At 73.7% G+C, this 20,827-nt stretch carries 22 protein-coding genes; 12 read left to right on the forward strand and 10 right to left on the reverse strand.

Annotated elements, in window-relative coordinates; all coding sequences use genetic code 11:
- The 3 genes from ACIBR0_RS13360 to ACIBR0_RS13370 form a co-directional block, all read right to left on the reverse strand.
- Positions 1–612, reverse strand: coding sequence for a rhodanese-like domain-containing protein (locus ACIBR0_RS13360; RefSeq protein WP_396715239.1), 612 nt, complete (start codon positions 610–612; stop codon positions 1–3).
- A 74-nt stretch (positions 613–686) separates the two neighbouring features.
- On the reverse strand, positions 687–2,087 hold the full coding sequence (locus tag ACIBR0_RS13365; RefSeq protein ID WP_396715241.1) for a rhodanese-like domain-containing protein: 1,401 nt from the start codon (positions 2,085–2,087) through the stop codon (positions 687–689).
- A 116-nt stretch (positions 2,088–2,203) separates the two neighbouring features.
- A complete protein-coding gene (locus tag ACIBR0_RS13370; RefSeq protein WP_396715243.1) occupies positions 2,204–2,473 on the reverse strand; it encodes a metal-sensitive transcriptional regulator in 270 nt (89 codons plus the stop codon).
- Positions 2,474–2,613: 140 nt separating this feature from the next.
- Between ACIBR0_RS13370 and eccB the strand changes: the two genes are divergently transcribed.
- A complete protein-coding gene (eccB, locus tag ACIBR0_RS13375) occupies positions 2,614–4,005 on the forward strand; it encodes a type VII secretion protein EccB (RefSeq protein ID WP_396715245.1) in 1,392 nt (463 codons plus the stop codon).
- Positions 4,006–4,106: 101 nt separating this feature from the next.
- Here eccB and ACIBR0_RS13380 read toward each other — a convergent pair whose 3' ends face one another.
- The 4 genes from ACIBR0_RS13380 to ACIBR0_RS13395 all read right to left on the reverse strand — a co-directional run bounded on the left by ACIBR0_RS13380 (position 4,107) and on the right by ACIBR0_RS13395 (position 8,097).
- Positions 4,107–4,712, reverse strand: a complete 606-nt coding sequence (locus ACIBR0_RS13380) for a class I SAM-dependent methyltransferase (protein WP_396715247.1) — start codon at positions 4,710–4,712, stop codon at positions 4,107–4,109.
- A 165-nt stretch (positions 4,713–4,877) separates the two neighbouring features.
- Complete coding sequence (locus ACIBR0_RS13385) at positions 4,878–5,744, reverse strand: carbohydrate ABC transporter permease (protein WP_396715249.1); 867 nt, start codon at positions 5,742–5,744, stop codon at positions 4,878–4,880.
- Positions 5,744–6,706, reverse strand: coding sequence for a sugar ABC transporter permease (locus tag ACIBR0_RS13390; protein ID WP_357039369.1), 963 nt, complete (start codon positions 6,704–6,706; stop codon positions 5,744–5,746). Before ACIBR0_RS13390 ends, ACIBR0_RS13385 begins: the two co-directional genes overlap by 1 nt.
- Positions 6,703–8,097, reverse strand: a complete 1,395-nt coding sequence (locus ACIBR0_RS13395) for an ABC transporter substrate-binding protein (RefSeq protein WP_396715252.1) — start codon at positions 8,095–8,097, stop codon at positions 6,703–6,705. Before ACIBR0_RS13395 ends, ACIBR0_RS13390 begins: the two co-directional genes overlap by 4 nt.
- A gap of 116 nt (positions 8,098–8,213) precedes the next feature.
- Here ACIBR0_RS13395 and ACIBR0_RS13400 point away from each other — a divergent pair, with 116 nt between their 5' ends.
- From ACIBR0_RS13400 to ACIBR0_RS13415, 4 genes are all read left to right on the forward strand, one after another.
- On the forward strand, positions 8,214–9,251 hold the full coding sequence (locus tag ACIBR0_RS13400; RefSeq protein WP_396715254.1) for a zinc-binding dehydrogenase: 1,038 nt from the start codon (positions 8,214–8,216) through the stop codon (positions 9,249–9,251).
- Positions 9,252–10,070: a sugar phosphate isomerase/epimerase family protein gene (locus ACIBR0_RS13405; RefSeq protein ID WP_396715256.1), complete on the forward strand. Its 819-nt coding sequence runs from the start codon at positions 9,252–9,254 to the stop codon at positions 10,068–10,070.
- On the forward strand, positions 10,067–11,410 hold the full coding sequence (locus tag ACIBR0_RS13410; RefSeq protein ID WP_396715258.1) for an MGH1-like glycoside hydrolase domain-containing protein: 1,344 nt from the start codon (positions 10,067–10,069) through the stop codon (positions 11,408–11,410). The genes ACIBR0_RS13405 and ACIBR0_RS13410 overlap by 4 nt, the downstream gene beginning before the upstream one ends.
- Before the next feature lie 98 nt (positions 11,411–11,508).
- The gene (locus tag ACIBR0_RS13415; RefSeq protein ID WP_357042233.1) at positions 11,509–11,919 is read left to right on the forward strand and encodes a DUF2267 domain-containing protein; all 411 of its coding nucleotides are present in this window, start codon (positions 11,509–11,511) and stop codon (positions 11,917–11,919) included.
- Positions 11,920–11,925: 6 nt separating this feature from the next.
- Here ACIBR0_RS13415 and ACIBR0_RS13420 read toward each other — a convergent pair whose 3' ends face one another.
- Positions 11,926–13,176: a hypothetical protein gene (locus tag ACIBR0_RS13420; RefSeq protein ID WP_396715261.1), complete on the reverse strand. Its 1,251-nt coding sequence runs from the start codon at positions 13,174–13,176 to the stop codon at positions 11,926–11,928.
- 31 nt (positions 13,177–13,207) lie between these two features.
- The gene (locus tag ACIBR0_RS13425; protein WP_396715263.1) at positions 13,208–13,726 is read right to left on the reverse strand and encodes an NUDIX hydrolase; all 519 of its coding nucleotides are present in this window, start codon (positions 13,724–13,726) and stop codon (positions 13,208–13,210) included.
- Positions 13,727–13,768: 42 nt separating this feature from the next.
- Between ACIBR0_RS13425 and ACIBR0_RS13430 the strand changes: the two genes are divergently transcribed.
- Positions 13,769–14,251, forward strand: a complete 483-nt coding sequence (locus ACIBR0_RS13430) for a type II toxin-antitoxin system PemK/MazF family toxin (RefSeq protein ID WP_396715265.1) — start codon at positions 13,769–13,771, stop codon at positions 14,249–14,251.
- Positions 14,252–14,562: 311 nt separating this feature from the next.
- Here ACIBR0_RS13430 and ACIBR0_RS13435 read toward each other — a convergent pair whose 3' ends face one another.
- Complete coding sequence (locus ACIBR0_RS13435) at positions 14,563–15,210, reverse strand: GGDEF domain-containing protein (protein WP_396715267.1); 648 nt, start codon at positions 15,208–15,210, stop codon at positions 14,563–14,565.
- Between the two features lie 269 nt (positions 15,211–15,479).
- Between ACIBR0_RS13435 and ACIBR0_RS13440 the strand changes: the two genes are divergently transcribed.
- The 6 genes from ACIBR0_RS13440 (at position 15,480) to ACIBR0_RS13465 (ending at position 20,826) form a co-directional block, all read left to right on the forward strand.
- Positions 15,480–15,722, forward strand: coding sequence for a DUF397 domain-containing protein (locus tag ACIBR0_RS13440; RefSeq protein WP_357038003.1), 243 nt, complete (start codon positions 15,480–15,482; stop codon positions 15,720–15,722).
- A 134-nt stretch (positions 15,723–15,856) separates the two neighbouring features.
- Complete coding sequence (locus ACIBR0_RS13445) at positions 15,857–16,744, forward strand: helix-turn-helix domain-containing protein (RefSeq protein WP_396715352.1); 888 nt, start codon at positions 15,857–15,859, stop codon at positions 16,742–16,744.
- A 96-nt stretch (positions 16,745–16,840) separates the two neighbouring features.
- The gene (locus ACIBR0_RS13450; RefSeq protein ID WP_396715269.1) at positions 16,841–17,701 is read left to right on the forward strand and encodes an SAM-dependent methyltransferase; all 861 of its coding nucleotides are present in this window, start codon (positions 16,841–16,843) and stop codon (positions 17,699–17,701) included.
- 156 nt (positions 17,702–17,857) lie between these two features.
- A complete protein-coding gene (locus ACIBR0_RS13455) occupies positions 17,858–18,913 on the forward strand; it encodes a LacI family DNA-binding transcriptional regulator (RefSeq protein WP_396715271.1) in 1,056 nt (351 codons plus the stop codon).
- 2 nt (positions 18,914–18,915) lie between these two features.
- Positions 18,916–19,119: a hypothetical protein gene (locus tag ACIBR0_RS13460; protein WP_396715273.1), complete on the forward strand. Its 204-nt coding sequence runs from the start codon at positions 18,916–18,918 to the stop codon at positions 19,117–19,119.
- 189 nt (positions 19,120–19,308) lie between these two features.
- Positions 19,309–20,826, forward strand: coding sequence for a protein kinase (locus ACIBR0_RS13465; protein WP_396715275.1), 1,518 nt, complete (start codon positions 19,309–19,311; stop codon positions 20,824–20,826).
- Position 20,827 lies beyond the last annotated feature (1 nt).

Consider the following 20,827-nt stretch of genomic DNA (forward strand, 5'->3'; position numbering starts at 1 on the left):
TCAGCGCGAGGCCCGCTGCCCGGCGGTCGGGCCCGTACGCAGCTGACCGACGACGGTGTCGAGGTCGCAGCTGGCGCCGCGGTTGTAGGGCAGCTTGCCGAGCAGCATCCCCATCGCGCAGGTGTTGGTCACCGCGGCGAAGGTCAGCCCGGCGCCGATGAAACCGGCGACCCACTTCAGACCGGGCACGAGGACCGAGCCCAGGATGCTGACCAGGACGATCGAGCCGGCGACCAGGCGGACCTGCCGTTCGAGGTCCCAGCGCGCGGCGCCCCGGTTCAGCGGCGCGTCGGCGGCCTGCCAGGCCATCATGCCGCCGCCCAGGACCTTGAGGTTGGGCAGCCCCACCCCGGCGAGGGTCTGTTCGGCCTGGGCGGCGCGGGCGCCCGAACGGCAGATCAGCACCACGTCCTCGTTGAGGTGGTTGCGCAGTTCCTCGCGGTGCTCCTTCAGCAGGTCGAGCGGCACGTTGTAGGCGCCGGGGATGTGCGAGGTCTCGAACTCCGCCGGGGTACGCACGTCGAGCAGGCGCGGCGGACGCCCGGAGGCGATCAGCTCGCGCAGCGTCGCGGCGTCGACGGTGGCGGTACGGGTGGTCTCGGGGTTGCTCATGGTCTCCTCATTCAGGGGAAGGAACGTGGGGCCGGGCGGCGCTGGTCGCGCCGCCCGGGCCCCGGGGGATCCGGTCAGGCGCCGGGGGCCATGGCGACGCCGGCGGCCTCGGCCTGACCGAACTTGTCGTCGATCACGACGACCTCCCGGTCGGCGTTGGCCAGCAGTGAGGCGGCGGCCGTGGCGCGGTAGCCGGATCCGCAGTGCACCCAGACGACGCCGGCCGGTACCTCGTCCATCCGCCTCGGCAGGTCCGGCAGCGGGATGTGCACGGCACCGTCGACGTGGCCCTCGCGCCACTCGTTCGTCATCCGGACGTCGAGCACGACATCGGGCGCCGGCAGGCCGCCGGGCACGGTGCCGCCGCGGGCCGCGGCCAGGGCCGCGAAGTCGGCGGTGCGTAGCTCGCGTACCTGTTCGCGGTCGACCGCCCACTGGTCGGTCCCGCCGGTGGCCTGCGCGGCCGGCCGGCCGATGCCGATCCGGACCAGTTCGCGCTGGGCGTCGGCGACCTGCCCCGGCGTCTCCGCCAGCAGGGTGATCGGGACGCCCCAGTCGATCAGCCAGCCGAGCCAGGTCGACATCGGGCCGTCGAGGCCGAGGCTCACGGTGCCGGCGAGGTGCGACGCGGCGTACGCCTTGCGGTGCCGCAGGTCGACGACCCACTGGCCGTCGGCGATCCGCTTCCGCAGCTCCGCGGCGTCCGCCCGGCTGACCGGGGTCAGGTCGACCGGCGCGGGACCGGCGAAGTTGGCCACCCCCACGTGGGCGTAGTAGGCGGGATAGGCGTCCAGACCGGCGAGCGTCTCGGTGACGAAGTCGTCCGCGGCCAGCCGCAGCACCTGGTTCACCTGCTTCTCGCGTCCGATCGTCGACTCCGGGGCGTCGGACTGGCCGGCGGAGCAGAAGCTCCCGAAGCCGTGGGTCGGCCACACCTGCGCCCCGTCGGGGAGGAGGTCGGCGAGCCGCTGCGCCGAGGCGTACTGGCGGTGGGCCAGGTCGTGGGCGTGCTGCTTGCCCAGCAGGTCGGTACGGCCGGTGGTGCCGAACAGCAGCGATCCGCCGGTGAAGACGCCCACCGGCCGCCAGTCGCCGGCCGTGGCCTCGTCGAGGACGTACGAGAGGTGGTGGAAGGTGTGGCCCGGCGTGGCCACCACCCGCAGCCGCAGCGTGTCGGAGACCGCCACCTCGTCGCCGTCCGAGACGGGCATCCGGTCGAAGCCGACCTCGTCGGCCGCCGCGACCAGATAGTGCGCACCCGTGACGCGGGCGAGTTCCAGCCCACCGGAGACGTAGTCGTTGTGGATGTGCGTCTCCACGACATGGGTGACCCGGACGCCCTTCGCACCGGCCAGGTACAGGACGCGGTCGATGTCGCGCTGCGGGTCGACGACGATGCCCATCCGGCCGTCGGAGGCCAGGTAGCTCCGGTCGCCGAGCGACGAGGTCGAGATGACGGAGATGTCCAGTGTCATCGGGTGCTCCTCTCCATACCGCTATATACCCCCAGGGGTATATAGCAGGCGGACTGATGTGACGCGGGCTACCCGTCCGCGCCACCCTCAAGCGGCGCGGACGGTGGAGATCGTGGTCAGGACAGGGCCAGGAACAGCTTCTCCAGCTCGTCCTCGGTCATCTCGGGCTGCTCACCCTTCTCCCGGGCGGTGTTGCAGTGCCGCATCCCGGAGGCGATGAGCTTGTAGCCGGCCCGGTCCAGAGCCTTGGAGACGGCGGCGAGCTGGGTCAGCGTGGCCCGGCAGTCCTCGCCGTTCTCCATCATCTCGATCACCGCGTTGAGCTGCCCACGTGCACGCTTGAGTCGGGTCAGCGCGTCGGTCGTCATCTCGGGTCGTAGCTTCACGTCCTCACCTCCACCGTAACCATACCCAGGGGGGTACCGATCGCCTAGCCCGGGTGGGATCCCGCGCGCTGGCTACACCGGGTCCTCGGGACATCGACGGAACGCTTATCCTGTGCCGGCCACCGAGCGGAGGAGACCCGATGCCGTCGCGGCAGGACCAGTTGCACTCCTACCAGTTCACCATCCAGCGGGCGGTGGCCGCACTGGTGATGCGTGAGACCGACCCGGTGCAGTCGCCGTTCCGGCGGTTGGCCGGCGCCGGGCTGGCCAGCGTCCTGGTGGCGGCGATCGTGCTGGGTGGTTTCGCCCTCTACGGGCTGTTCGCCGGCGGCGGGACCAAGTGGCGCGACGCCGGCGCGGTGATCGTGGAGAAGGAGTCCGGCGCCCGGTTCGTCTACCGGGAGCAGAAACTGCATCCCGTGCTCAACTACGCGTCGGCCCTGCTCATCATCGGCGCGGACCGTCCGAAGACCGTGCTGGTGTCCCGCCGGTCGATCGAGGGCGTGCCGCGCGGCCTGCCGCTGGGCATCGCCGACGCGCCGGACTCGTTGCCCGCCGCGAGGCGCCTCGCCGACACCCCGTGGACGGTCTGCTCCGTGGCCGGCCTCGACCCCGACCGTGCGGCGCCCCGCTCGGCGGTGCTGATCGGTGTCTCCGGCGGCGGTGGCCGGGCGCTCGGCGAGGACGGGCTGCTCCTCCGTGGGCCCGACGGGGCGCTGCACCTCGTCTGGCGGCAGCGCCGCCACCTCATCCGCGACCCCGACCGCGTGCTGGCGGCGCTGGCGACCACCCGGGCCCGGGCGGTCGCGGTCGCGCCGGCCCTGCTCAACACCCTGCCGGCCGGCAGCGACCTGGCGCCGCTCGCGTTGCCCGGTGCGGGGGAGCGGTCCGACGAGGTCGACGGGGCCCGCGTCGGCGACGTCTACCTGGTCCGCAACGTCGGCAATGGCCGCCAGTACGCGGTCGCCCTCCGTGACGGACTGGCCGGCATCACCGAGATGCAGGCCAGTCTGCTGCTGGCCCGCACCGGCCAGGGTGAGCCGGAGCCGATCACCCTCGGGCGGTTCGCCGAGCTGCCGAAGGTGCCCGACCTCGCCCCGACCGGGCCGACGGCGCCGCCGGCCGTGCCACCGAAGCTGGCCGCACCGGACACCGGTGCGCTCTGCGCTCGGGTCGGCGACGACGGCGGCGCGGCCGAGGTGCGCCTCGGCGTACGGCTGCCGGACCTGGCCACCACCCCGCGAACCGCGCCCGCAACGCCCGGCGGGCCGGTGCTCGCCGACCACGTCGTGGTCGAGCCGGGGCGGGGTGCGGTCGTGGAGTCGGTGGCCGCGCCGGGCGCGACCGGCGGTGCGGTGTCAGTGGTCACCGACCTCGGCCGTCGTTACGTGCTGGCCGGCGGGGACGTGCTCGGCATGCTCGGCTACTCCGGTGTCCGCCCGGCCCGCCTCCCGGCGAGCCTGGTCAGTCTCGTGCCGGCCGGGGCGACCCTCGACCCGGCCTCCGCCCGGGAGGTCGCCGCACCGGCCTGACCGCCCGCACCGTGTCCGGCCGCGACCGCGGCCCAGCCGACGGACGATTCAGCCGGCGGGCGGGATCAGTCGAGGGGCGCGATCAGCCGGCGGGCCGTCGCTCAGGCGGCGGGGCGGCGCAGCACGGTGACGGCGAAGTCGCTCTCCTCGTGCCAGGGCCGCAGGTCCCAGGTGGCGAAGCGGTGCTCCCGGCGCAGTCCGGCCGCGTCGGTGTCGGCGTCGAAGTCGGCCAGTCGGTAGCCCCGGTCCAGGCCGAAGCCGACCAGCGCCACCCCGTCGGGCCGTAGGTGCGCGGCGACGCGGCGGAGCACCTCCGGCTCGGTGCCGGGTGCCACGAACGCCATCACGTTTCCGGCCACCACCGCGGCGTCGAACGGCTCGGGCTCCCCGGCCGCCGCCAGGTCCAGCTCGGCCAGGTCGGCGACCAGCCAGTGGGGGTCGGGGTGGTCGGCGCGGGCCGCCTCGACCAGCGCCGGGTCGGCGTCCACCCCGACGACGGTGTGGCCGCGCGCGGCGAGCGCGGCGCCGACCCGGCCGGTGCCGCAGCCGGCGTCGAGGATCCGGGAACCGGGAGCGACCATGGCGTCGACCAGTCGGGCCTCCCCGGCCAGGTCCACCCCGTCGGCCGCCAGCCGGCGGAACCGGTCGATGTACCACTGCGTGTGCTCGGGACCGGTCTCGGTCACCCAGCGGGTCGGCTTGCCCATGGCGCCACCGTAACCGCTCCCCGGGGAGCGCGAGCCGGCACCGGGGAGGCCGTGGACAAGATCACGCTGCACCCGTGAGGTAGTGGCCTCGCGGGCGCCGCGAGGCCACTACCTCCCTGATCGTGCACGATCTTGCGGGGCGCGGGCCGGGCGGGCGCGCGCCGGTCAGCCCTTCTCCGCGCCGCTGGTCAGGCCCTCGGTGAGCAGCCGTTCGCTGGCGAAGAAGAGGATCACGATGGGCAGGGTGAGGATGACCGAGCCGGCCATCAGCACCGTCTTGGGCACCTCCACCCCGTCGGCGAGCTGCGCCAGCCCCAGCGACACCGTCCACCGGTTCGGCTTGTCGACCAGGAACAGCAGCGCGAAGAGGAACTCGTTCCAGGCGATCATGAAGTCGTACAGGGCGACCGCCATGATCGACGGCGCGGCCAGGGGCAGGCTGACCCGCCGGATGATGCCGAGCCGCCCTGCCCCGTCGATCGCCGCCGACTCCTCCAGGCTCACCGGGATCGTCTCGAAGTAGTTCTTCAGCATGTACACCGAGACCGGCAGCGTCTGCGAGATGTAGACGAGGACCAGCCCGAACAGCGACCCGCGCAGCCCGACCCGGGTGAACACCACGAACAGCGGGATCGCGATGACGATCGACGGGAACAGGTAGACCGCCAGGAACAGCACGTCGACCTGCCGCCGACCGAAGAACCGCAGCCGGGAGACCGCGTACGCGCCGGGGATCGCCACCACCAGCGTCAGGATCGTCGCCGCCACGGCGACCAGGCCGCTGTTGCGCATGAAGGTGAGGAAACCCTGGCCGCCGTCCTCGGCGGCCTTGAGGACCTCGGCGTACGTCTCGACGGTCAGCTCGCCCAGCCCCACGACCAGGGAACCGGGGTCGAGCAGCAGGCGCTCGATGGGGCGCACCGAGAGCACCAGCATGTAGTAGAAGGGGAAGAGGGTCACCAGCAGGAAGACGGCGACGACCAGGCGGCGCAGCCAGCGCAGGCCGACCGTCTCGATCCGGTCCCGGTCCATCAGTCGGCCCTCCGTCCGCCGAAGAAGCGCAGGTAGACCGCGACGAAGACGATGAGCACCACGGCCAGCACGACCGCCTGCGCCGCCGCCGCGCCGATGTCGGTACGCGCGGTGAGGAAGGTGTAGACCCGGACGCTGACCACCTCGGTGCCGGCCGCGCCGCCGGTGAGCAGGTAGACGTCGTCGAACTTGTTGAACGTCATGATGAACCGCAGCACGCCGAGCAGGGCGATCACCGGGAGCAGTTGGGGCAGCAGGATGTGCCGGAACCGCTGGGTGGGGGTGGCCCCGTCGACCCGGGACGCCTCCTCCAGCTCACCCGGGACCGCCTGGAGCCGGGCGAGCAGGAACAGGAACGCGAACGGGAAGTAGCGCCACGCCTCGAAGGCGATGACCGTGGCCAGGGCGGTGGACTCCTGGGACAGGAACGCGACCGGCGTGTCCCAGCCGAGGAACCGACGCCCCCAGTCGTTGACGATGCCGAGCTGCGGATCCAGCATCACCTGCCAGACGAAGGTGACCGCGACGACCGGCGCCACGTACGGCAGCAGCATCGAGGCGCGGACCAGGGTGCGGCCCCTGAAGGGTCGGCGGACGACCAGTGCCGCCGCCAGGCCGAGGAGGATCGAGCCGGCGGTGCTGCCGACGCTGTAGACCAGGGTCGTCCAGAGGGTGTCGGCGAACCCCGGTGTGTTGAGCACCCGGTCGATGTTGTCCAGCGTGAACTCGCCGAACAGGCCGGTCTTGCGCAGGGTGGCGAGGCGTACGCGCTGGAAGGCCAGCACCACCGTCCACACGATCGGTACGCCGATCACCGCGATCGTGACCAGCAGGGTCGGCGCGACCAGCGCGAGCCCGGCGCGGGACTCCCGCTGGCGCAGCGTCAGCGGCCCCCGCCGGCGGGCCGGGGCCGGCCGCTCCCGGGTGGGGGAGCGGCCGGTACCGGGCGCGGTGGTGGTCAATTGACGCCCGCCTTGATCGCCTCCACGTCCTTGCGGGCCCGTCCGGCCGCCGCCGCCGCGTCGGACTTGCCGGAGACGACGTCGGCCAGCGCCTTGGGCACCGGAAGCTCGCCGAGGATCGCGCCGACGAGCTTGCCCTGGCCCTGGGTCAGGCCCCAGCGGGAGAAGGTGTCCGGGCTGCGGCGCAGCTCGGCGAGCACCTGGTCGCCGTAGACCTCGGCCAGGGGCTTCTTCGCGTCCACGCCGGCCTGGCTGGTGTTCCAGGCGGTGAGGAACTTCTCCGGCTCCCCGCCGGTGCCCTTGCGGACCGGGAAGCGGCCCTCGGGGGACATGCCGAACCAGCGCGGGTAGCCGTCGTCCAGCATGTACTCCACGAAGGACTTCGCCGAGTCGGCGGCGGCGCCGTCGAGCACCGCCCAGGAGCTGATCTCACCGTACTGGGCCGGTTCGGTGCCGTTCGGCCCCTTGATCGCGGTCACGAATCCGCTGTTCTTCGCGAGCCACGTGGGGTCGGCCTGGCACTGCGGGCAGGTCGGTCTGGCGTCGTTGCGCAGGCCGGCCAGCTCGTCGAGGATGAACGGCGACCACACCAGCATCGCCGCCTTGCCCGCGAAGTAGGTGGCCCGGGTGGTGTCGACGTCCTGCGCGCCCTTCACCGAGCTGGTGCGCATGAGGTCGCCGTAGAAGCGGAACGCCTCGACGCACTCCGGCGAGTCGAGTTTCACCGCCCCCGAATCGTCGGTGAGCTGACAGTTGTTGGCCAGTGCGAGGTGCTCGAAGGTCTGCTGCGTGAAGACGTCGCCGGGGGCGGTCGCCGCGGTGATGCCGGCGACTCCGCCGGTGTTCAGCTTCGCCGCCGCGGCGGCGATCTTCTCGTACGTGTCGGGAGCCGGCAGCCCGGCGGCGTCGAAGAGGTCCTTGCGGTAGACCAGCAGCTGGCCCCACCCGTCGCTCGGGACGGACAGCTGCGTGTCGCCGTCGGCGGTGAGCTCCAGCGCCCGGGGGGAGAACGTCTGGCGACCCAGCGTCTCGACGACCTCCGCATTCGCCGAGGGGTGCAGCAGGTCGTTGCCGGCCAGGGTGCGGACACCGGCCAGGGAGACGGACCCGACCACGTCGGGCAGCTCGCCGGCGGCGGCGCTGGAGGCGATGAGGGACGGGAACTGGTCCTCGCTGACCGGCACCAGCTCGACGGTGACGCCGGTCTTCGCGGTGAAGTCGGCGATGATCGCCCGGGTGGCGGTGACCCGGTCGGCCACGTCCTCCAGGCTCCAGACGGTGATCTTCTTACTGTCGCTTTCGGACTCGTCGTCGCCGCAGGCCAGCAGGGTGGTCCCGGCTAGTGCCATGATCAGGGTGGCGGCGATCGTCCGCATCGGAGGTGCTGACATCGGTGGCACTCCTCTCGAAGGGTACATGACGGATTGAACCCCTTCGATTGATCAATTACAAGACATATAACGATTTTTTGCCTACGATGAAACCCAGTGCTACCGGGATGTGACTCATGGTCAACTGGGTTGTCTCTCTTGCCGGGCCTCGACAGATCAGCCTCGAGCCCGTTCCCCCGGATCCGCTCGGCCCCGGCCAGGTTCGTGTCCTCACCTGCTACTCGGGCATCTCCGCCGGCACGGAGCTGACCCTCTACCGCGGCAGCAACCCCCGGCTCAGCAAGGACTGGGACGACGTCACCCGGATGTTCGTCCCCCGCCAGACCTCGGTGCCGTACCCCCTGGTGGGTTTCGGCTACGAGGAGGTCGGTGAGATCGTCGAGGTCGCGCCGGACGTCGCCGACCGGCAACGGGGCCAGATCGTGTGGGGCATCTGGGGACACCGCGCCGAGGCGGTGCTCCCCGCCGGTGCGGTACACCCGCTGCCGGTCGGGCTCGACCCGCTCGCCGCGGTCTTCGCCCGCCCCGGCGCCATCGCCCTCACCGCCGTGCTCGCGGCCGACCTGCACCTCGGAGACTGGGTCGGGGTCTTCGGGCAGGGCGTCATCGGTCTGCTCGCCACCCGGCTCGCGGCGCTGTCCGGTGCCCGGGTGGTGGCGGTCGACCGGGTGCCCAGCCGGCTGGCGCACGCCGCCCGCCTCGGCGCGCGTACGGTCGTCGACGCCGGCACCGACTCCGCCGCCGCCGTGCTGCGCGCGGCGACCGGGGGTCGGGGTGCGGACGTCTGCCTGGAGCTGTCCGGCGCCTACCCGGCGCTGCACGAGGCGATCCGGGCCACTGCCCACGCCGGCCGCGTCGTGGCCGCCGGCTTCTACCAGGGGCAGGCCGACGGCCTCGGCCTGGGCGAGGAGTTCCACCACAACCGGATCCAGTTGGTGGCGGCCCAGGTTTCCGGGCCGACTCCGGCACCCGGCATGGCCGGCCGGTGGACCGGTGAGCGTGTCGCACGGACCTTCATGGAACTGGTGGCGGACGGCAGCGTCGACCCGCTGCCGCTGGTGAGCCACGTCGTCAACGCCAGCGCGGTGGCCGACGCGCTGGCGCTGCTCGACCGCGGTGACGGTGACGTCCTCCAAGTCGTGCTGAGGTTCTGAATGACGATTCCACTGGCCTGCCAGGAACAGCTCCTGCCGGGCACCGACCTGATCCGCAAGTACGCCCTCGCCACCGCGCTCGGCTACGACGCCGTCGAGCTGCGCGGCCGTGGTGACCTGTCGTTCGCCGGGCGGCTGCCCGAGCTGCGCCGGGCCCGTGCCGCCGGGGTGGTGATGCCCACCGTCTGCGTGGAGATGGACCACTTCATCGGGGACTTCGACCCCGAGCGGTCCCGCGACGCGGTGCGCAACCTGCGCTCGCAGTTGTCGGTCATCGCCGAGGTGGGCGGTATCGGGGCGATGACCCCGGCCGCGTGGGGGATGTTCTCCCGCCGGCTGCCGCCGTTCGACCCGCCCCGGTCGCCGGCCGGCGACCGGCAGGTCCTCGTCGACGCCCTGGGCGAGTTGGGCGAGCACGCCCGCGCCGAGGGGGTCACCCTCTTCCTGGAGCCCCTGAACCGGTACGAGGACCACATGGTCAACCGGCTCGACGACGCGGTCACCCTCTGCGCGGCGGTCGGCCTGCCCTCGGTGCGGGTGGTCGCCGACACCTTCCACATGAACATCGAGGAGGACGACGCACCCGCCGCGCTGCGCGCCGCCGCGCCGTACCTGGGCCACGTCCAGGTCAGCGACTCCAACCGCTACCAGCCCGGTGCCGGCCACCTGGACTGGCCACTGCTGCTGCGGACCCTGCTGGACATCCGCTACACCGGGTGGCTGGCGCTGGAGTGCCGGCTGCGCGGCGACCCGGTCCGGGCCCTGCAACAGGCGGCGACCGTGCTGCGGCACGCCCAGCCCCGGGCGGCGGCGGCATGACCGGGACGAGCACCGGTGCGGTGCGCGCCCCCGCGGAGCTGTGGCAGCTCGCCGTCGACACCCTGGAGAGCAACTGGGAACACGACCACACGGTGCCGTCCCGGACCCTCTACCCGCACCAGTGGAGCTGGGACTCGGCGTTCATCGCGATCGGCTGGTCCCACGTCCGTCCCGAGCGCGCCTGGCGGGAGCTGGCCAGCCTGTTCCGGGCCCAGTGGGCCGACGGGCGGGTGCCGCACATCGTGTTCAACGCGGCGCTGCCGGTCGGCTCGTACTTCCCCGGGCCGGAGTTCTGGCACTCGGCCGTCGCCGACGCCGCGCCGACCGCCGCCACGTCGGGGCTGATCCAGCCGCCGGTGCACGCGCTCGCGGCGTGGCTCGCGTACCGCCGGGCGCCGTCGGAGCAGGGCCGGTCGGAGCTGCGCCGGCTCTACCCCCGACTGCTGGCCCAGCAGCGCTACCTCGCCACCCACCGGGACGTCGCCGGCAGTGGGCTGGCGGCGGTCGTCCACCCCTGGGAGTCCGGCGTGGACAACAGCCCCGCCTGGGACGCCCCGATGGCGGCGGTGCCCGCCGACGTCGCCGTCATGTCCGCGTACCGCCGGCACGACACCGCGCACGCCGACGCCGCGCACCGCCCCACGGACCTGGACTACGCGCGCTACGTCGCGATCGTGGCCTCCTATCGGGAGCAGCGCTACCGCGACGACGGGCTCGCCGACCGGCATCCGTGGCTGGTGGAGTGTCCGCTGCTCAACGCCGCCGCGGGTGCCGCCGAACACGCCCTCGCCCGGATCGCCACGGTGGTCGGCGCGGACCCCGGTCCGCACCGGGAGCGGGCGGCGCGGATCACCGAGGCCCTCCTGCGGCGGCTGTACGACCCGGTCACCGGGACGTTCCAGCCTCGCGACCTGCGTACCGACCGGTTGATCCCGGCCCGGACGGCCCTCGGCCTGATGCCCCTGATGCTGCCCGACCTGCCCGCCCGCCCGGCGGCGACGGTGATCGAGGAGGCGTGCTCGGCCCGGTTCGGGGTGGCCCGCCGGATGGACCGGCCGCTGCCCAGTCACGACCGGACCGCACCGGACTTCGAGCCGCTGCGCTACTGGCGCGGCCCGAGCTGGTTGAACCTGGCCTGGCTGCTGCGTCGAGGGCTGCGCGACCACGGCCGGCCGGACCTCGCGGCCGGCCTGCGGCAGTCGATGATCGACCTCGTCGCGCGGTCCGGATGCCACGAGTACTTCCACCCGGACACCGGCGTCGGGCTCGGCTCACCGGCCTTCGGCTGGACCGCCGCCCTGCTGCTCGACGTCCTCGCCGACGACGACCCGGAGCGTTGACGCGCCCGGCAACGCGAAGATCGACGAGCCCGGCGCGGTCGTTTGCCGGGAGCCGATGGGGGTAAGCGCGGCGGGTCCGGTGAGGTCAGGAGGGCGGCGTGCGGTTTCCCCTTTTCGTCGACGCGGTGTCCCGCCGGTCGGGCCTTCCCACCGCGCAGGCCGCCGTGATCTCCCGCGCGGTGCTGCAGACGATGGTCGACCGGATGACCGGTGGGGACGTCGCCGACCTGGCCGGCCACCTGCCGGACGAGACCGGTGGCTACCTCGCCGAGCCGGGCCCGGGAGCGTGGGACGGTCCGGCCGAGGGGGGCGGGCCGGCGGACTTCCTGCGCCGGGTGTCCGAGCGGGCCGGGGTCGACGACGAGACGGCCCGGGTGGGCGCCGCGGCGGTCTTCGTCACCCTGCGCGAGGCGGTCACCGTCGAGGAGTTCCGCGACATGGTGGCCCAGCTGCCCCGCGACTTCGACGGCATGGCCCAGCCGATCCCGCGCCCGCCGCACGAGAGCTGAGCGGACTCACCACTGCATCGGCGGGTCCGCGAGGTCGGCCTCGGGCACCTCCTCCGGCTCGGCCACCCAGGCGGAGAAGACCGGGACACCGTGCCAGGGTCCGGCCGCCGCGCCGCCGGCACGGTCGTCGGTGGCGACGGCGACCACGGCGTACGGGTGGGCGAAGCGCAGCTCCGCGACCCGGATCACCCCCTCGGGCGGAAGGCCGGCGGCCACCCCGAAGGCGGTGACGGCGGCGGCCTCGAAGCCGAAGCGGCCGTACCGGGCCACCGCCGCCTGAGCCACCTCGAACGGCGGGTCCGGCGCGCCCAGCAGGTCACCGAGGGCGCGCGCGGCGGCGGGAAAGCCGAGGGCGGGCGCGGACAGGTCGTGGTGGTTCTCCGCCGACCACGCGGGCAGCACCGCCGCGACGGACTCGGCTCGCCCGTCGGGTGCGGATGTCCGGGTGGGCTCCTCGCATACGGTCCACAGCGGAGTGTCGCCGAGCGGGAGGTCGTAGAGGGAGCCGGCCCGGTGTCCGCCGGTGCCGGCGGCGGCCTGCGCGGCGATGTCGTGCGCGGCGGCGAGAACGTCGACCGGCGGCACGTCGGGCATCGCCGCCACCGACACCACCAGCAGTCCGGCCCCGTCGTCCGCGGGCCGGGCGGGCGCGGCGTGCACGACGACGTCCCCCGCCCGCGAGGTGCGGGCGATCCAGCACCGGTGACCGTACGGGGGTGTCCGCAGCACCCACCGCAGCGTCCCCGCCCACGGGCTGCCGGCGCCGAGGGCGTCCGCCTCGGTCACCGTGAACGGGTCGGCCCAGGAGATCCGGGTGGCCAGCGCGCTGGCCAGCACCAGCAGGGTGTCGGGCCCGACCGTGATCGGGAACCGCTCCACGAGCCCCAGGCTGTGCTCCCGGGCCCAGGCGTCCAGAGCGGACCCGTCGGGCAGCGGGCCGGTCGCCGTACGCCATGGCAGGCCCGCCGACCAGTCGTCGAGCTGGCGCGTGTCGGACCCCGGCCGGTGCCACACCCCGCTCGCGGCGCCGACCAGCGGGTGTGGATCGTCCAGCAGCGCGCGGGCGGTCGCGGCGGCGGCGTCCACGTCCATGCCGAGCACCGACTCCAGATCGTCCCGGGTCCCGGCGGTGGCGGCCGGTCCACTCAGGGCCAGCAGCAGCCAGGCGCCGAGCGGGGAGGCGACGTGGTGCCGGTCGCCGAGCGTGGCGTGCAGGCGCTCGGCGTACCGGGCGAGGGGCGGGCGCAGATCGGTCACCGCCCTACTGTGCCCGGTCCCGCGCCGTACGTCACGACCACAGCTCGAACGGTTCGTCGATCTCCTCGCCAGCCAGGAGGACGGGGAGCAGGTCCGGCAGGCGGCCCGGGTAGAACCGCTCCCGCCCGGCCACGATCTCGTCCACCGGCCACCAGCGGAAGCCGAAGTAGTCCTCCCGCTCGTACGCCAGCCGGTCCGCCTCGTCGACCTCCGGCCCGGGACCGGTGAGCCGGACCGTGACGACCACCTCGTCCTGGACGTGGCGCGTACGACGGTGCAGGAAGCTCGCCCGGCGCCGCCACGCGGGCGGTCCCACCTGCGCGGGGAGCGCCACGATGCCGCTCTCCTCGCGCAGTTCCCGGACGGCCGTGTCGAGGTACGTCTCACCCGGGTCCATCCCCCCGCCGGGCAGTTCCCACCAGGTGCCGAGCCGAGGGTGCTCGGGGTCCCGGGTGTGAAAGAGCAGCACCCGCTGGTCGGCGTCGAGGACCACCACCCGCACGGCGTGGCGCTCGATGACGGGGAAGTCGTCCGGCAGGGCAGGCGTCATGCCGTCGATCATGCCCGCACCACGCGGGATAGGCTGCCCGCCGTGGCAGGTCTTCTCAGGAACGTGGCCGCGCGTCTCGGCGGCGTCATCCCGGGGCCCCGGCGTCCCGGGCCCGCGCCCGCCCAGGTCGCCCGGCGGCGCCACGTCGCGGCGCTGCAACGGCGCGAGCTGACGTACGCGCCGGAGCCCGACGGACAGGCCGACCCGGGGGAGATCGTCTGGACCTGGGTGCCGTACGAGGACGATCCCCGGCAGGGCAAGGACCGGCCGGTGCTGGTGGTCGGCCGGCACAGCCGGACCCTGTTCGGGTTGATGCTGTCCAGCCAGAGCGAGCGGGACGGCCAGCGCCACTGGCTCGCGCTGGGGCCCGGCTCGTGGGACCGGGACAACCGCGCTAGCTGGGTACGCCTGGACCGGGTGCTGACCATGCGCGAGGACAGCATCCGGCGTGAGGGCGCGGTGCTGGACCGGCCGCGGTTCGACCGGGTGGGGCTGGCGCTGCGCACCGGCTACGGCTGGCGCTGACCGTTTCGTCGTGGCGGCCCGGCCCGGTCAGCCCGGCTCGCGGCTGGGTCCCACGGCGGCGCTGTGCGCCTCCGGCGGCGGGTACGGCTGCTCCACGAGCAGCCGGGCCAGGTGCGCGCTGTTGAGCGCGAGGGCCTTCGTGGTGCGGCCAGTGGTGTGCGGCTTGGGGTCGGGCGTCTACGTGGTCGGTCTTGTGCAGCGCCTCGCCGACCCAGTACGTCGCGCCGGCCGCCGGCCAGACCCGGGTGCCGCTGATCCGGCGACCTCCTCGACGCGGGGCCGCAGCGCCGCACGGCTGCCGGCGTAGGGGTTCAGTCGGCGAGCGGGGCGCTCTCGACCAGTTGCCGCCGCGTGCGGGCCGGTCCCAGGCTCTTGGCCCGGTACATCGCCGCGTCCGCGTGGTCGAGGGCCTCGGTGAGCTGGGTCGGCCCGGTGACCGGGGCCAGGCCCACGGACGCGGTGACCCGGAGGCTGAACCCGCCCAGCGGGATCGGCGCGGCGAGGGTTTCGCAGAGGCGACGGGTGGCGTGCTCGATCCACCGGCCGTCGACGGTCGGGGTGGTCAGCAGCCCGGCGAACTCGTCGCCGCCGAGGCGGGCCACCAGGTTGTCCCCGGCGAAGGCCGCGAACCGCTCGGCCACGCTCACCAGCACCTGGTCGCCCGCCGCGTGCCCGTAGCGGTCGTTGATCTGCTTGAAGTCGTCGAGGTCCAGGACGACGGCGATCAGGGGCCGGCCGGCCGCGTCGGTCAGCAGGGTCGTCGCGAGCCGGTAGAAGGCCCGGCGGTTGGGCAGCCCGGTGAGCGGGTCGTGGCTGGCAGCGTGCCGTTCGGCGGCGAGCTCGGCCTGGAGGAGCCCGATCTCGGCCTCGGCGTGGACCGCGCGCCGGCGCAACTGCCAGGTCGAGAGGAGAGCTCCCGCGGCGCAGATGCCGGACGCGATGGTCAACGGATCCGCCACGAGCCCTCCCGTCACGCTGTTTCCCCCGGCCTCGCCGGCGGTCGCTCGGCGCCTCCGCGCCGCGCGGTGTTTTCCCTGGTGGCAGCCCAGTTTCAGGTAACTCAAAGTGAACGGATGGGTACCGCGCACGTGCGTTATCATGCTCGCTGTCTAATGCAGATGCAATAGCAAATGCACGTGCAGGAAGCGCTTTCGTCGATGCCCGCCCCTCGTGCCAGCACCGTCTGCACACCGGGCACCGGCCGGGGCGCTCGAAGAGGAAGACGCCCATGCAGCAGCAGCCACCGAACGGCGTTCCCATCAACCAGCTCCCGCCGCTGCGTTGGCAGAAGAGTCGCCGGAGCAACCCGAGCGGCAACTGCGTCGAGCTGGCCGAACTGCCCGGCGGGGCCGGCATCGCCCTGCGCAACTCCCGTCACCCCGAGGGGCCCGCCCTGATCTACACCGTCGACGAGATCGCGGCTTTCGTCCTCGGCGCCCGTGACGGGGACTTCGACCACCTGATCGACTGACCTGCCGTCCGGCGGAAGGGACCGATTATCCGGTCCGGAGGCATTCACCTCACTGACCGTCCATGGCATGCTTACACGTCGGTCGGGTCGGCGGTGGCCCGCCCGGCATGGGTTCCGGCGTGCGGAGGGCGGCAGTGGCGATGGTTCCCGCCGAGGGAGGTCCGGCGACCGGCCCCACCGTCCTGCGCATCCTCCTCGGCGCCCAGCTGCGCCGGCTGCGCGAGTCCAGCGGAGTGACCCGCGAGGGCGCCGGATGGGAGATCCGGGCCTCCGAGTCGAAGATCAGCCGGATGGAGCTGGGCCGGGTCGGTTTCAAGGAACGCGATGTCGCCGACCTGCTCACGCTCTACGGGGTCACGGTGCCCGAGGAGCGGGACGCGCTGCTCAAGCTGGCCCGCGACGCCAACAGCCCCGGCTGGTGGCACCGGTACACCGACGTGCTGCCCACCTGGTTCCAGGCGTACCTGGGGCTGGAGGCCGCCGCGTCCCTGATCCGCACGTACGAGGTGCAGTTCGTCCCGGGACTGCTCCAGACCCGCGACTACGCGCGGGCCGTGGTGCTGCTCGGCCACGGCCGTGCCGCCCCGGGCGAGATCGAACGCCGGGTCGAGCTGCGGATGCAGCGCCAACACCTCCTGCGCCGGGAGAGCCCGCCGCAACTGTGGGTGGTGCTCGACGAGGCCGCGCTGCGCCGGCCGATCGGCGGGCCGGAGGTGATGCGCGGCCAGGTGGAGGCTCTCATCGAGGCGACCAAGTCGTCCCACATCCGCCTCCAGGTGATTCCGTTCGCCGCGGGTGGGCACGCCGCCGCCGGAGGGGCCTTCACCATCCTGCGCTTCGGCGACGCGGAGCTGCCCGACATCGTCTACATCGAACAGCTCACCAGTGCGCTCTACCTGGACAAGCGCGACGACCTCGACTACTACGCGGTGGCCATGGAGCGGCTCTGCGTGGAGGCCGAGCCGCCGGAGCGTACGCCGGAGATCCTCCATCGCATCCTGGACGACCTGTACCGGGAATGAGTCGCTCCCGGGGGCCGCGCCACGACCCGATGTGGCACTAGCATGGTCGGGTCCGGCGACAGTGGACGGACCCACCATCGCGGGTGGCACAGAGTCATGGAGGCTGCCTTGACCACCGATGCTCCAGGTGCGACGACCGGTTCCGCCCATCCCAGCGATCGCATCGACACCTCGGTCGCCCACCCGGCCCGCCGCTACAACTACTGGCTGGGTGGCAAGGACAACTTCCAGGCCGACCGCGAGTCCGGTGACGCGATGGCGGCGGCCTTCCCGACCATCCGCACGTCGGCCCTGGAGAACCGCCGTTTCCTCCAGCGTGCCGTCGGCTACCTGACCCGCGAGGCGGGCATCCGGCAGTTCCTCGACATCGGCACCGGGATCCCGACCGCGGACAACACCCACGAGGTCGCCCAGTCCATCGCGCCGGAGTCCCGGGTGGTGTACGTCGACAACGACCCGATCGTGCTGGCGCACGCCCGGGCGCTGCTGACCAGTTCGCCGCAGGGCGCGACCGCCTACATCGACGCCGACCTGCGGGACCCGGAGAAGATCCTCGACCACCCCGACCTGCGGCGCACCATCGACCTGTCCCAGCCGGTCGCGCTGATGCTGGTGGCCATCCTGCACTTCGTGCCCGACGGCGACGACCCGTACGCGGTGGTCCGGCGGCTGCTCGACGCGCTGCCGGACGGCAGTTACCTGGCCGCCTCGCACGCCACGCACGACTACCTGCCGCCGCAGGTCGCCGCCGAGGCGAGGGCGGCTGCCAAGGGTGGCGGTCCGCACGGTGTGATCAACCTGCGCAGCCTGGACGAGTTCACCCGCTTCTTCGACGGGCTCCACGTGGTGGAGCCGGGCATCACCTCGGTGGCCGAGTGGCGTGCCGAGGGTGCCCCGCAGCCCCGCCCGTCGGTCGCCGAGGTCAGCATGTACGGGGCTGTCGCCCGCGTGTCCTGACCCGCTCGCGCGCCCATCGCACCCCGTCCGGCCTCGGCCCGGCGGGGTGCGTCGTTTTTCTCCCGGCGTCCGGTATTGACCGGCGGTGGTCACTGTCGCTAATCTCTGGATCGATACAGAAAGCTGAATCGATCCAGAAGCCAGCGAGAGGTGACCGTGAAGCCGACACTCCAGGCCGTCGCCGACGCCGTGGGCGTTTCGCGGAGCACCGTCTCCAACGCGTACTGCCGGCCCGACCAGCTCTCCGCCGCGCTGCGGGAGCGGATCCTGGAGACCGCCCGGCAGATCGGTTACCCCGGGCCCAACCCCACCGCCCGCTCGCTGCGGCGCGGCGTCGTCGGGGCGGTCGGGGTGCTGTTCACGTCCCAGCTGTCGTACGCCTTCACGGACCCCTTCGCGGTCCGCTTCCTGGCCGGCGTCGCGTCGGCGGCCGAGCGGCACGGCACCGGGCTGCTGCTCGTGCCGCTGCCGGCCGACGCCGCCGGCGCCCGGCGCGCGGTGGACAACGCCGGAGTCGACGGCTTCTGCGTCTACTGCGCGGGCGACGAGACCGCGGCCCTCGACGCGATCCGTGCCCGCAACCTGCCCTTCGTCACCACCGCGCCGCGCGTGGACGCCGGCCCTGCCGACCGTTACGTCGCGATCGACGAGCGGGCCGCGGCCCGCTCGGCCGCCGCCCACGTGGCCGCCCTCGGCCACCGCCGGGTCGCGCTGCTCGGCGACACCGTCCTGCCCGACGCGCCCCCCGGCGAGCTGCGGCTCGCCGACGTCGCCGACGTCCCGCACCCCACGACCCGCGGCCGGCTCACCGGCTTCGCCGACGCGTTCGCCGAGGTCGGCGTGGCCTGGCCGGAGCTGACCCTGCTCACCGCGGCCGGCAACAGCCGGACGGCCGGCGCTCGGGCCGTGGCCGCCGTCCTCGCCGCCCCCGACCGCCCGACGGCGATCCTCGCCTGCTCCGACGTCCTGGCCCTCGGCGTCCTGGGCGCCCTCGCCGCCGCCGGCGGGCCGCCGTGCGCGGTGACCGGCTTCGACGATGTCGCCGAGGCCGCCGCAGCCGGTCTGACCACCGTGCGGCAGCCCGCCGAGGAGAAGGGCCGGCTCGCCGCCGAACTTCTGCTCGACCCCCCCGAGGACCCGGTCGCCGGCCACGTCCTGCTCCCCACCGAACTCGTCGTCCGGACCTCCACCGGACCTGTCCCGAGGAGATGACCATGGAACAGCCCACCGGGTACGTCGTCGCCGTCGACGCGGTGCTCCGGCACGTCAACTCGGCGCGCCCGGATGCGCCGGTCCGTCCGGACCGCCCCCGCCGCGCGCCGCTCGCGCCGACCCGGCGCGTCGCCGCGAGCGCCCTGCGCCGCCTCGCCGATCGCATCCAACCCGCACCGGTGCCCGCCACACCCCGCTGCTCCTGACACCGTCCGGCGTCGCGTCTGCCCCGCGGAACGGCCGACGTCGTCCACGGTCGGGACCGGCGGGCGTGCGTCGGCGTTACCCCGGCCACTCCGGGCGTCGGCCGAAAGCGGGACCATCCACGGCTAAGAGCACCTAACCGGGCACGGCGGGTGGTGACTGCCGGCATCGACCAGGCAGACTGGGCGCCTATGTCGCCGTTCACGACCAGCCTTCGGCTGCACGACCGCTACGTCCTGCGCGAGCGCATCGGCCGCGGCGGGATGTCCGAGGTGTGGCGCGCCGACGACGAGGTCCTGCACCGGCCCGTCGCGGTGAAGGCCCTCGCCGGGGAACTCGCCACCGACCCGCAGCTGCGGGCCACCATCCAGCGGGAGGCCCGCGCCGCCGCACGGCTGAGCCACCCGCACGTCACCCAGGTGTACGACTACGGCGAGGCGACCCTCGCCGGCGGTGTCGTCGTGCCGTACCTGGTGATGGAACTGGTCGAGGGGCGCAACCTCGCCGACCGGCTCACCAGCGGCCCGCTGCCCTGGCCGGAGGCCGTCCGGATGGCCGGACAGGTCGCCGCCGCGCTCGCCGCCGCCCACCGCATCGGCGTCGTGCACCGCGACATCAAGCCGGGCAACGTGATGCTGACCGACACCGGTGCGAAGGTGCTCGACTTCGGTATCGCCGCGCTCGCCGGGCCGCACCACCCGCTCGCCGGCCAGACCGGCGAGTTGCTGATGGGTACGCCCGCGTACTTCGCGCCGGAGCGGATGCGTCCCGGGCCCCCCGATCCGGCCAGCGACGTCTACGCCCTGGGCGCGCTTCTCTACCGCACCCTCACCGGCCGCGCCCCCCGGCCCGTGCAGACCTGGGAGGACGCCCTCGAGGTGCACACCCGGCGGACGCCGGTGCCGCCGCTGCGGGTGCCCGGTCTCCCCGCCGACGTCGCCGGGCTCGTCCTGGCCTGCCTCGACGCCGACCCCGCCCGCCGGCCCGGCGCCGGGCACCTCGCCACCCGCTTCGGCGCTGCGCGGCCGACCGACCAGGACACGGCCGTCCTGCCGTCGGCGGCCGACGGAGCGCCGGGCCGCGACGCCGCCGTCGGTGCGGCGGTGGCGCACCCCCCGACCCTCGTCGACCGTTCGGTGACGCCGGCCGCCCCACCCGTCGCTGCCGGCCGTGCGACCCCGCGTCCCGTCCCGGCGGCACCGCCCCGCCGGCGCTCGAACGGGCCGATCGCCGCGCTGGTCGCCGCCGGCCTCGCCCTGCTCGTGGGCCTGGTCGCGGTGCTGACCCTCGACAACGACCGCGACCGGCCCACCACGGCCGGACCGGCCGCTCCGTCGAGCACGGCCCCCACCGAGGCGCCGAGCAGCTCCGCTCCACCGGCACCCGCCACGTCGGCCCCGCCGCCGGTCACCGCCCGACCGGCGCAGGTCAGCCTGCGGCAGCTGGCCGGCGAGTTCGCCGCCGTGCTCCTGCAGGCACGCAGGGACGGTCAGATCGACCCGAAGACGGCCGAGGAGGTGGCGGACAAGCTCGCCGAACTGAGCCGGAGCAAGCCGAAGGACCGCGACAAGCGTGTCCAGGACCTGCGGGAGCGGCTGGTGGAGGCGGTCGAGGACAACCGCCTCTCCCCCCAGGTCGCGTCCCAGCTCGACGCCCTGCTCGACCGGGTCGACACGACCTCCGGCGGGAGCGGGCAGGACGACGACTGAG

It is taken from the genome of Micromonospora sp. NPDC049497 (assembly GCF_044465805.1).
Taxonomy (GTDB): Bacteria; Actinomycetota; Actinomycetes; order Mycobacteriales; family Micromonosporaceae; genus Micromonospora.